The following is a 12392-nucleotide window of genomic DNA, read 5'->3' as shown; positions in this document are numbered from 1 at the left end:
TGCTTCGGCCAACTCGGCTTCATCAACCGCTGCCGCCGGTGGAGTATTTGGTTCAATAACTTCGTCTTGTACCGGTGCAACAATAGAAGTTTCGGCGTTTTCAGGTTCCGGTGAAGCCTCTGGATCCGACGCGTCCGCAGTGACCGCACTTGATTCATTGCCCTTTCCAACGGAAGTCGCGAAAGCTTGGGAAGACGCTTCATCATGAGCCTCTGACGCTGCATCGGTCTGGGCTATATCCTGTGTACCCACCACTGTCTCATCCTGCGGTTCGGCAACAGCTTCGATTGACGGAGAACCTTCTGAAGTTGCGGGCGAGGCCAATTCTGTTTTACTTCCGGAAAGAGCGAAATACCCCCCCGCAGCCACCGCGACGGTCACCAGAGCAACAAGGCCTAGTACCTTGCCACCACTACCCGAGTCGTTTCGAATTACCTTGTCAACGGCGACTTGTGTCTCTTCCTGCGGCTTAAGCTCGGTTGGTAGTTTAGCGCCATCCGGATTTCCTCCGATCGCAATGTCAGAGTTTCCAGCCAGCAATGCCGTCACGACCGCCTCTGCATTTTCGGTCTCTGCGCGAATGCGTTCCTTCTCGGCTTCGCTCAGAGGTTCTTTTTCGTCTCGATCAACTGCAACGATCATGGACACCGGGCGATAGGTGAAGTTGCCGAATGCAACGTCCGGCCCACGGAACATCCGGAGCCATTCCAAAGCGGTTTGGACTCGATCAGCTGCATGGATTTCCATTGCCTTGTCAATGGCTTCCAAAAAACCATCGGGATAATCCTCGAACCGACTGGCGAGAGGTACATAGGGATCAGGTTGGCTGTTGTTGAATGCATTCAGACGCGTCTGCCCATCAATCGGACGTTCGCCGCTAATCGCGTGATACAACGTGGCCGCAAGCACATAGAGATCGCTGCTTGGGCCTTGCTCGGAGCCGCGAACATAGAATTCGTGCGGCGAGTAACCATCCTTGACGACACGCAGCGCCAGCAGCGCGGCATTCTGGTTTGCCGCCCGTTCCCGAGCCGCGCCGAAGTCGATCAGAACAGGCTGTTCGTTCTGGTCGATCAGAATATTATCTGGAGAGATATCGCGGTGCAACATACCGCTTTCATGGATGAACGACACAGCCGACAGCATTTTTTCGGTGACCTGCACCACAAAATCTGGGGTAGCATTGTTCTTGTGATCCTGCATGTATTCCAGCAGATCACCACCCTTGATCAAATCCATCGCGATATAGGCGGTCTGGTTATCCTCGAAGACCTGATGCACATTCACGATATTTGGGTGCACCAGTCGCGCGTGATTCCGCGCCTCCTGAATGAATAGGTCGATGATTGCATGAAGATCCTCGCGATAGGACGGATCAGCGGCCTCGACCTTGTCGCCGTTGCGACGGCACAAGGCACCAGGAAAGCACTCTTTGATAACAACATCCCGTTCCAGGCTGTCACGTGCCAGATAGGTGATCCCGAATCCGCCATTGTTGAGAAAGCTGAGAATCTCGTACTGGCCACGAAGAAGGCGGGCCCCCGGTCGTAGCACCTCGATATGTGTGTCATCGTCGTGATCGTGTCCGACTGCCTGATTCTGGCTCATTTCTTCCTGCCCGTGCTTTCCGATTCTGCGGCGCAACATTACTTATTAAACAGGGCTCAAAGGCCGCCAAACTCATCACCAGAAACAGCCACAGGGCCTAAAATGGTTAAACTTTTCAAATACGACTAAAATTGGGCCGCGCGATGACCTACGTATGAAGCGAAACCGCAATACATCAAGCCGTAGTGGATGCTAAACATAATACGGCGAAATACTGAAGCCTGCAGCGCTAAAAAGAGTCGATAATACGGAAAAAATCGTCGGATAAAACAGTAAATCTTCGCACTGAAGGCTCAACGAGCCCAAAGCGAATCAACCACCGTCCGCGCAACCGGTGATTACTCAGATTAGGTACCTGTTTTTTTCGAGGCATCGGAAACTGAACTGCCTGCCCATGCCAAGTTGTCGCCCAGCTGTGCCAGAATGTTCACCGCGTCTCGCAAGGGCGCTTTCCCACTTTCAAATTGTAATAGCAACAGCAGATCCATCGCCCGCTCGAATTCGGCGGGCACCCAATCGGCCGTCGGATCAAGCTCGCCTCCGCCTTCCAGCCGTTCTGCAAAATCCTCTACCAGTTCCTGACAGCTTTGAAGGAATGTCGCCGGATCCATATCAGAGCTTTCCTGCAGATCTTCATAGATCAAGGTAATCGCGGCCAGCCACTCTTCAAGAATGGTGTTCGATAGCGTTGGAAGTGCCGCGGTCAGGTAATCCTGCAACGCCTCTCCGGACGAACCATCGGGTAAAATGTCCGAGATTTTACCTTCGGCTTTGACCACGCTTTTTTCCAGTTCCGGTAAAAACACGTCTTGAAGATCGGCGCTCGCCACATCAATATCTTTCTGACGGCGCACCGACGCGATCCCTAGAATGGCTTCGGCCAAGGCTTGTCCGCCGCACGCTTCCCACAGTGCGAAATCGGGTTCGGGCTCCTTTGACATCGCCTTGACTGCTACGGGAGTACCGATCGGAACGACACTCTGGAATAGTCCAGCGGTTTCCTTCCGCAAGCGCCCGAGGACCCGGTCGAGTGCATCTTGGACAGGTTGCAGATCCGAATGTGTCACCGCCAGCAAACTGTTGTCCCTAAGCTCCTTGGGAACCTGCGACCACAGATGCCGCTCGGTTTCGCGCCATGCATTTGCACCGTTGCTGCACCAGATTGCGCAGTCGACAAATTTCAGCAGATCGAGGGTCTGTTTATAGCTTTCATCCAAGGCGCCTGAACCAGGCAAGTCGAACAAGGATATTTCGCGCATGGCCGGCGAATTCAATCCGACCGAGATGAAGTCGGGCTTGTCGGCTGCCGCTTTTTCAAGAGCAATCCCTGCATAGGTTTTATGCGGCTTGTCCCACCAGCCGACCGTCGTTTCAGGTTCATCGGCGTAAGCCACGATGACCAGAGGTAGTTGCAGGTGGTGCGGCCCGGTTGGCAGAATATCAGCGCCGGCAAGCATGTTCGCAAGGCTGGATTTGCCCGCACCGAATTCTCCGGCGAATCCAATCGCGACCGCGTTTGACAGCCGCTCCACATGAGCCGCTGCGCGCTCGCGCAACTTTTGCAAATGGGGCGTTGGCGGCTCGTTTCTGGTCGCTGACAAGAAACGTTCCAGTTGCCGGACAATTTGTTCGGTTCCGGGAAATTCGATCACTCTGCTGCCTCCGCCTTTCGTCTATCAGCCCGCGTCGGGGCAAACACCGCATCCAGTTCATCCGCAATTCGGCGCGCCTGGTCAAATGCGGTTTGAGCATTCACTTTCGCACTGGCCTCACCGGTGGCATCCCTATTTTCAAGGTGTCCGGCCAGCAACGCAAGATGGTGTGTCAGGACAGTGTCCAGGCGCTCCAACAAGTCGATACGTGCAGTATCAATCAGATCATCACCGATGAGTTCAAATTCCTGCGTAATCATTTTTTCCGCACGAGACACGACACTGTTTTTGGAAATCAAACGCGACAACCAGCTGACACGTAATTCGACAGTAATGCCTCGCGTCAAGGCCGTGGTATTGGGGCGGAACCACCGAACAGCGCTTGTATTCATCCGGCTTTCCGAGCCGTCTTTCCAGCCAGGAAGACCTCTGAGCGCCGCGTTGCTTTGCATGTCGATTGTATAAAGCTCGCTCAACATGCGCTGGCGAACGACTTGAGTTGCGTTCTGCACCAGTTCCCTCATCCGCTCGCGGAGGCCAGAGAAATCCAGTTCCGTCGCACCTCCTTTGGCAAGAAGAGGTGATGAACCGTTCGGGCCACGAACGACCGAGGCCACCATCTCGGCGACCGTGTCATCCATGACACCCCGCAGATTTGAGAACACATCATCCATGTCGCGGGCGATTTCGGCTGTTTTCTGTGCCACCGTCTCGCGAAGGGAACCAAGGATGTCTTTGTTCGCCTCGTGCCAAATTTCGTCTGGCTCAACCTCATTCTGTGACGCCCGAATTCGGGCTGCGCTTCTCTCCAGATCACCTTTCGCGAACCCATTGAGATGTTGCCACGACATCTGAAGCTGCTCGCCGCAAGGCCCATCGGCCAAAGATTTTGTGACATGCTTGCGCAAATCCGGCAGGCCCGATGCAATCATAGCGGCCAAACGCAACACCGCTTCGCGGCTGACAGGGCCAGCGCCTTGTTTCATGTCCCTGACGCCATCAAGGTACTTTTGCATCTGCTTGGGATGCGCCCGCAGCCACGCAAGAACCTTATCGTGGTTGATGCTTGTTTCATCCCCGGTCAAGGCGAAATGCGCCCATTGCGCGCTTCCCATCAAAACGTCGATGTTCGAATTGCCCAGCGCCCTTTCCAGCCCTTCCTCGACATCTAAGCGCACTTTGGCGGCATCGTCAGCACCACCGTTCAACTCGTCCACACGATTAATGAAAACAACGATCTGGCCAAGCTCCAAGGCCTGCATCAGACGAAACAGTTTCAGGTCTGCCCTGGACAACGCTTGATGCGCAGACAGAACCACCACAAAAAAATCAGCTTCCTTAAGGTATTGACGCGAGATTTCCTCGCGGATCAGAAGCGGGTCATTGACTCCTGGCGTGTCGGTCACGGTCAGCGGAAAAGGAAAATGGCCAAGTTCGAAAAAAACTTCTGCCTTACGGGTTATATCGCTATAAAGCCCACGATCCGATCTCGGTTCGCTTCTTTCGGTGTCCGTGGGGTCGTCGCCGGCACAAACATACCGGGCAAGGTCGGTCGAATCTAACGCCTCCAGATCATGGGTCTGACCCATCAGCTTTTCAAAGCTATCGCCAAGCCTGAGCCGTGCGCGATTTTTCATCGCCTCGACCTGCTCTTCGATCATTTCGCGCTTGTAGCTGTCCTCCTCGTCCGGGAACATGTTGCGCAGTTCTTCGCCTTCGGCGATCAAAGCGTTCCATTGATGGTTGTCGAAAAAGTGAAACTCTGCCCCCTTTACGCGACCCGATGGGTGACCAAAATGCATATCGGTTATCACAGTCGTCCATGGATTCACGTCCGACGGTAAAAACTCTGCGTGGCCAGTGAAACCGTTGATAAGACGAGACTTACCGGCCTTTATCTGACCGACAAAGGCAACTCCGGGCTTCAGCTCGGTCAAATCGCGTATGATCCGGGAAATGAACAGACGGGTTTCGTCATTCGCCGTTTCGTTCATTTCTTCAGCGATCCGGATCAACTCCCGGCGACTGGTCTCACTCATTTCAATACCCTACGAACTCATGGGGGTAACTTTCACACCGATAAGCAACAAAAAACAAGAAGTTACGACCGGAACAGAATTTACTCGCGTTCCCGCATTAGAGACTTCCAGAGGTTTACTACAGATCCAAGCTTACGAGCTTCGTGAACCGAAACCACCGTAGACGAACCATCGCGTAAGACAGCAATACCATTCCCCTTGCCGCCTGTCGGGCGCAACACGATGAGCTGTGGGCCTGAATTTGCGAAACCACTATCTGCATCCCACGCCGTCAAATCATCCGAAAGCCTCTTTAGCGTTTTTTCGTCCGGACACATTGATCCGCCCTGCGCGCACTCACCGGCGGCAAAGGACATGGAAAGATCACCATCCCCAATCAACAACTGCCCGAACGAAAACTGCTCTGACTTTTCAAAGAATTTTTCGGCCAGTGCCCCGTCGTATGAGATTTTATCAGAAACGCTTTCACTTTTGGTCGTTTCCACAGGCACCGTTTCCAGCGAGGCTTTATCGATTGATGGACCGAGATTTGCACAGGCTTTCTCAATCTCAGACATCGTGATCCCGACATCGTCAGCGTCTGGAGTCTTGTCGGGGTTCAACGAAATCAGATTTAGTGGGCCAGACGAAGCACTGATCGCCGTGATCAGTCGTGCTACCTTGTCGGTTACACCCCCGCGCGGATCATTATCGAAATCCGGCAAATCACCCACGTTTGCGTCCAGAACGTCCGTGACTCGGGAACTGCTGACTTCGATCACTAGATGACTTCCATCGCCTGCAGTTACTTCCAGGCGACGGGGCAAAACTGTTGCGCGAATCGCCCGCAGAAGTGCTGTTCGGCGATCTTCCGCAGATGCCCCAACTATTTGTGTGACAGGCGACAATCGCGGTTTTGCGTTGCGGCCCAATTTGCCGAGCATATCGATAATTTCCGTGTCGATCACGGTTGTTCCCCCCAAGCCCTGCTCTAAACGGCCTCCGCCACTGCGCCAAGACTCATGTGTGATTTGGTAAGTGCCAACCCAACGTTGGCACTGCCTCCGCAGATGTAACACACAACCTGTTCAGGATACTCCTTAGTGCGCATAAATACATGCAAGCGATCCTCTGAAAAGACGGCAATCTCTCCGAAACCACATCCACCCTCTTCATCAGCTTCCGCCGCCCGAATGATTTCGCCGAATGCTTGTATGCCTTTCCCTTGAAACAGGCTAGCAACTGCAAGTGCAAGTGTTTCCATAATTTCCTCGCCGTCCGCAGCTTCCGCTTTCAGGGCAAGCAACATTCCGGTTGCCATGTCAAAGTACCCGGCTGCAAAACACTCGGGTATCGTTTCCATTGCAGATTGGAGTGCGGCGTCAAGCGACATGCTTTTTCCAATCAATCGGCGTCACAGAACGAGCCATTCCGACCCCTGCTTCTTTCGAACGCCTGGAATGGCGTGTAGTGCGTCCTCAACCTGGCGGGCACTATGCTCGGCGGCAATTTGGTCAAACTCTGCCAGGAACGATTGAAATACACCCAACAGTTCTTCAGCATCCTCCGGCAGTTCTTCAGATTCGACGATTTCGCGCCACATGCTTGCAGCGTTTAGAGGTACGCCCTCCGGGACTTCGAATGCCGTTTCCTGTGGAGATCCTTCGGCTTCATCTTCTTTGAAATCAGGCGCCGAAGAGGCATCCGACAACGCGAATATGTTCGCCTGCTGCTCTTCGCCCAACAGGTCAGTGTCGCCCAAGGGAGCTTCATACTCTTCCTCGCGCTCGCTCGTTGCCATCAATGCGGTAATCGATGAAACGACATCTGACCCGGGTCTATCAATTTCCTTGGCGCTGGCATTGTCCAGTTCGGCACCGCTCGGTCGAGGTTGTTCAGTGGCTTGCGCCTCGAACTCATGTTGTGTTTGATAATCCGATGGCGCCTCATCTGAACCGTCGATCTTGAATACTACAAAAGCGTCATCTTCGACGCCAAGTGTGTCTTCGCGACTTTCATCCGCCAAAGCGAACTCAACCGAGGTTTCCAATTCGATCGCATCGTCGGTATCCGCGATACCGCTTTCGATGTAATCGTTCGACACCGCATTTTCTTTCAGAAGTCTGAACGGATGCCGCTCAGACTCGTCGGGACTCGGCCCATTGCTGGTGTTCAACAACGTACTTGTTTGCAACCGGAATACCGAGCGCAGTTCATCCTCTGGTGGCACGGATTCGGAACCGGCTGTGATTTCGCGGGTCGCAACCTGTTCGCGCATTCTGTCGGCTTCTTCAGCACCGATCCGCGAGCGACTCGTTTCTGGCTGGTCGTCGTCAACGCGTCGCTGTATGCGCGCCGGACGGACAGGCATCACCTGCGCGAATGAGTTGTGCTTAGGCTCTGTCGTGCTTACTAGGCTCCGATTCACCTGATACCTTGTCAATATCTCCGCCCGGGTGTTCATAATGCTCTCGGTGATCTCCAGAAAACTGTCGATCATTTTTCCGCCGCCACTTCGGACCCAAAGATCGGAATCGCCTGTGTGATCGCGAGCAATGATCGCGTCCTTGGCAGAAAACAGAATCGTACGATTGAAAAGGTGTCCGGCTTCGCGATTTACCCGGCGCAAAACCTTTTGACGATCTTTTGCATCCAAAGCATCCGCCCGCGTGACCAGCAAAAGCGAATTGTGATGCAAACGCTCTGGCAAAGAAACCCAGGTAGCACGTTCGGTTTCACGCCAGGCTTGGGTGGAATGAGTGCACCAGATCACACCATTCGCTTGCCCTACGGCACGTTCCCACACGTCTGCCGAGATCTTGGGGTCAGAAATGCCCGGTGTATCGATCAGATCGACGGCCTCGAGAATGTCCGCCTTCAGAAAGATCCGGATAAATTGCGCATCATCCATGCCAACCTGATCCAGTTGATCAAGCTCAATCTCGTATTTGCTGCCGTCGTGACAAACGACATATGCAGGTTTGTTTCCCCAAGAAAACCAAACCGGAGGCAACTGAGTGGCCGTAACTTGCGTCGGCAATGTGTTCTTTCGTACGAGAAAATTTAACAGCGTCGATTTCCCAGCGCTGAATTCGCCCATCAAGGCAAACACCGGCTTGCGGCGGGCCCATCGCTCGATACGTTTCCGCTTTAGGGGCGTGACGAAGCGGATATTGTTTTCTTTAGCCATATTTCTTCTTACGCTGCTTCGTTGCTTAGATCTTTCAGGATATCTCCTAGGATCTCATCCCGGGATCTCTCCGGTTGGAAACCAGCGGCCAATGCGGCTCGCCGATCAGGATTCTGGTCCCCAGACTGCGAGATGTCCAAAAGGGTTTCTTTTTGCTCGCGCATAAACTCGTCCAAGTTCGCGCGGACATTTTCCAACACCGAAGCAATCTGGTTTTCTTCGATATCCTTGGTAATCGATTGGGCTTCGGCAGCGATCAGGCGCGTATAGTCCGCTGCGTACGCTTCGAACCCTTTGCGCCGTTGCCACCAACGGCGCCACCACGTGCTTTGCAGATCAAGCGCAATCGTGCGCCCAATAGCAAGCGGGGGTGGAACGCGAGGAACAATCGGAGCCTCAATGCTGAACTCACCCAAATGGTTTCCCAACAGCTTGTGATAGACCGCCTCGAAATCCTTGGCCGCGTCACCATAAAGCGCACCAACTTCTTTGCGCATGTTGCGGGCAAAGCTGAAATAGGCAGCTTTTTGCAAGGTACGCAAACCTGCTGGGTCATATTGCCATGTACCCTGTTCGCCATTCTCTTCCAGATGAGCAATCAACGAGTCGGTGGCGCGTTTGACAAAATTCTCTTCCGCCGCGGCGAGGCGTTGCATTACCTTCTGGCGCATCCCAGCTGTCAGTACAGAAGCCTTTTCTTCGTATTCGGAAAGAACCTTGGAAACAGCTTCATCCGGCGACAACCCATCCAGATCGCGAACGATGCCCTCTTCGGCGCCCGACATGTTCTTAGCAACGGATGTTGCACGAATCTGACTGGCAATATTGCGAGCACGATGGCGCACCCGATCAATAAGGCGCGCACCCGCTCCTTCGGCGATCCGTTCGTTGATGGCCAGTAGTAAGTCTGGAAGACCCGACAGCGCCCAGATTTTGTCCAGTGATGCACTGGCCGGATCGAATCCGGCGGCCAAATACAGCGTGTTCAGCGATCTGTGGGACTCTTCCGTCAACAGGTCAGCATTTCCGGTCAACGCCGCCTCGGCCCAAATAGCGCTGCCGAACACGACGCTGGTTTCTTCGCTGATATTGTTCTGTTTAAGTGTCTGGTTGATACGCTCGCGGATTTCGGGAACCTGATTAACAGGGTCGGCCAGTTCATCAATCCGGTTGATAAACAGGATGATCTGGCGGTTCTCGAATTGCGAGATGATCCGCATCAATGCCACATCCATCGTTGTCAGCGCCTGGCTGGCAGCCAATACCACAACACACACCTCAGAGCCGCGCAGACTGCGCAGCGTAATCTGTTCGCGTACCATGAACGTATCGTTAACGCCGGGCGTATCGCATAACTTTAGAGATATCGGATATTGTGGCAGATCAAGGTACAACTCTGCTGCTTTGGTTACGTCCGCGAAACGGCCAGTGTTTGGGTTGATATCCGGATCGTCCTCGTCACCAAGGCATACATAGCGCTGAACCAATTCCTCGTCGAAATAGTCATATTGGTGGTGCTGACCCAGAATCAGGTCGAAATGTTTGCCCAACCGTTCTTCGGACTTGGCCTTCATTTCAGCGATCTGGCGGCGGATGTCTTCCATTTCGTCATCTGCACCGGCACGGTTGGCCAACTCACCCAATCGGCCACCGCCAACCATAAGATTGTCCCACTCTTCCTGATCGAAGAAAGTGAATTTCGCCTTGGTGCTGCCCGGGGGCATGGTGTTGATATTCAGCGTCGTGACGACCGATGTCCAGGGGTTCACATCCGAGGGCAGCAAACCGGGCCGTCCCGTCAAGATGTTAACGACAGTCGACTTACCCGCTTTTACCTGACCGACAAATGTGACACTTGCTACAAAGTTTTCCATCCGACCTTTGAGCGTAGCCAACCGGGCCGACGAGCGCGCATCAGCTACCTCGGTCAACTGGTCTATCTGCGTCGTCAGAGCTGTCATTGCCGATTTCATCGGCGTTAACGCCTCATTGCCGACAGATAGCAGATGGTCGTTGCGCGCCATTTTTACCCTCCAATTCCCCTCACTACATTCCCCGAGTCTTTCTGCGCGCCAATACGCCCAGCAAAAAGGTTGGCCGGCGCTTCGATCCGTGCAATCAGGTCTAACACATCACTTAACATATCGGCTTCGGTCTTCGGGTTGAATGTTGCCACTGCTTCAGAATCGGCCAGCACTTCGATCGAGCGGAAGCGTGACCCGTTTTCAAGACTAGCAACACGTTGGCCCGTCGGGAAGCCTTGGGATTTTTTTCCGGGCAACGGCATACTGGAGTTTGCCAGCAAGTATTTTTCACCTGAATGGGTGCAAAGCGATATACCAAATCCCGTTCTTGGATACCGTCTGTTCAATGCCTTCAATTCCGAGATGAAACTTTCACGCGCCAGGAAAACTGCCTCTTCCTCTGCGGCCATACGGTTCAACTGCTCGCTCACGACAGATACCCTTTACTAAGGAGTGGAGTGGATACTGGCACATTTGCCCCGAATGGAAGGACAGACTCGTTTACTCCTAACTACGAGCATCGCGCTCAACACGGTGTTTGTTTGGCGTGATTGAGAATTTTTGACGTCGGAAATGAGGCGGAATTGCGCGAGGAGTGACTATGGCGGAACTCAACGGTCCAATCGACCCCATGGAATCCTCGCATTTCGGCAAGCCATTGGCTGCGTAAACAATACCGAAACCATCATGCCGACGGATCAACGGTCAGGGATGCACCAAACAATAACTTGGCCAGTCAGAGGAGGCTATTCAACATCACTTACTAAAAAATTAGTTTGACAAAATGCAGGGCAATCGCAAATGCTACTAGTCATCCGGCCTCGGCTGGAAAAAACATAACACTGGGAGGAGACAGATGAGGAAACATCTGCTTTCCGCAGTGGCGGTTGCCGCCGTCATTGCGGGACACGGCTATGCTATGGCTGACGAAGCCGCGGCAACACGCTGGATCGACGACGAGTTCCAACCATCGACCTTGTCAAAAGATGAACAAATGGCCGAGATGAAGTGGTTCATCGACGCCTCAGGCCCCTATTCCGGGATGGAAATCAACGTCCTTTCCGAGGGCATTCCAACCCATTCATATGAAGCGGAAGTGCTGACCAAGGCGTTCGAAGAGATTACCGGCATCAAGGTCAATCACCAGATTCTTGGTGAAGGCGAAGTCGTTCAGGCTGTTCAGACCCAAATGCAGACCGGCAGGAACCTTTATGACGGCTATGTCAACGACAGTGACTTGATCGGCACCCACTCGCGCCTGCAACTGGCCTACAATCTTACCGAAATGATGGGCGGCGATTGGGCCGCAACGACATCGCCGACGCTGGATCTGGATGACTTTATGGGAATCCAGTTTACCACCGGCCCGGATGGCAATTTGTATCAGTTGCCTGACCAACAGTTCGCGAACCTGTATTGGTTCCGCAAAGACTGGTTCGACCGCGAAGACCTGAAGGCTGCTTTCAAAGAAAAGTATGGCTATGACTTGGGCGTTCCGGTCAACTGGTCGGCCTACGAGGACATTGCTGAATTCTTCACCAATGACGTGAAGGAGGTTGATGGTGTCACGATCTATGGCCACATGGATTACGGCAAGCGTGCACCTGACCTCGGTTGGCGCATGACCGATGCGTGGCTGTCAATGGCGGGCGCTGGGGACAAAGGCGAGCCCAACGGCATTCCGGTCGACGAATGGGGCATCCGAATGGAAGCGGGTACCTGCAATCCTGTTGGCGCTAGCGTGTCGCGCGGTGGTGCAGCCAACGGCCCGGCCGCAGTCTATGCGATCCGCAAATGGGATGAATGGCTGCGAAATTATGCGCCTCCGGGCGCCGCGTCGTATGACTTTTACCAATCGCTGCCGGCGTTGTCTCAGGGCAATGTCGCTCAGCAGATCTTC

Annotated in this window: 9 protein-coding genes; 1 reads left to right on the top strand and 8 read right to left on the bottom strand. The window is 53.7% G+C overall.

Translation table 11 applies throughout. The features are described from left to right. From AC2FNB_RS18660 to AC2FNB_RS18625, 8 genes are all read right to left on the bottom strand, one after another. Window positions 1-1608: serine/threonine protein kinase (locus AC2FNB_RS18660; protein WP_496748367.1), on the bottom strand; the 1608-nt coding region annotated here is incomplete at its 3' end. Between the two features lie 347 nt (window positions 1609-1955). Further along, the gene (locus AC2FNB_RS18655) at window positions 1956-3260 is read right to left on the bottom strand and encodes a dynamin family protein (RefSeq protein WP_496748366.1); all 1305 of its coding nucleotides are present in this window, start codon (window positions 3258-3260) and stop codon (window positions 1956-1958) included. Next, complete coding sequence (locus tag AC2FNB_RS18650; RefSeq protein WP_496748365.1) at window positions 3257-5299, bottom strand: dynamin family protein; 2043 nt, start codon at window positions 5297-5299, stop codon at window positions 3257-3259. Before AC2FNB_RS18650 ends, AC2FNB_RS18655 begins: the two co-directional genes overlap by 4 nt. An 80-nt stretch (window positions 5300-5379) precedes the next feature. Beyond that, window positions 5380-6246, bottom strand: a complete 867-nt coding sequence (locus AC2FNB_RS18645) for a hypothetical protein (RefSeq protein ID WP_480751679.1) — start codon at window positions 6244-6246, stop codon at window positions 5380-5382. A gap of 23 nt (window positions 6247-6269) precedes the next feature. Beyond that, complete coding sequence (locus AC2FNB_RS18640; protein ID WP_496748364.1) at window positions 6270-6671, bottom strand: hypothetical protein; 402 nt, start codon at window positions 6669-6671, stop codon at window positions 6270-6272. A 21-nt stretch (window positions 6672-6692) separates the two neighbouring features. Next, a complete protein-coding gene (locus AC2FNB_RS18635) occupies window positions 6693-8468 on the bottom strand; it encodes a dynamin family protein (protein ID WP_496748363.1) in 1776 nt (591 codons plus the stop codon). An 8-nt stretch (window positions 8469-8476) separates the two neighbouring features. Next, window positions 8477-10492, bottom strand: a complete 2016-nt coding sequence (locus AC2FNB_RS18630; protein WP_496748362.1) for a dynamin family protein — start codon at window positions 10490-10492, stop codon at window positions 8477-8479. Between the two features lie 2 nt (window positions 10493-10494). Continuing rightward, a complete protein-coding gene (locus AC2FNB_RS18625; protein ID WP_480751674.1) occupies window positions 10495-10923 on the bottom strand; it encodes a hypothetical protein in 429 nt (142 codons plus the stop codon). Window positions 10924-11348: 425 nt separating this feature from the next. Between AC2FNB_RS18625 and AC2FNB_RS18620 the strand changes: the two genes are divergently transcribed. After that, a partial coding sequence (locus AC2FNB_RS18620; RefSeq protein ID WP_496748361.1) for an ABC transporter substrate-binding protein occupies window positions 11349-12392 on the top strand: 1044 nt, incomplete at its 3' end.

This window comes from Ruegeria sp. BHSB058 (genome assembly GCF_059613285.1).
This window is presented reverse-complemented; position numbering and strand designations above follow the sequence as displayed.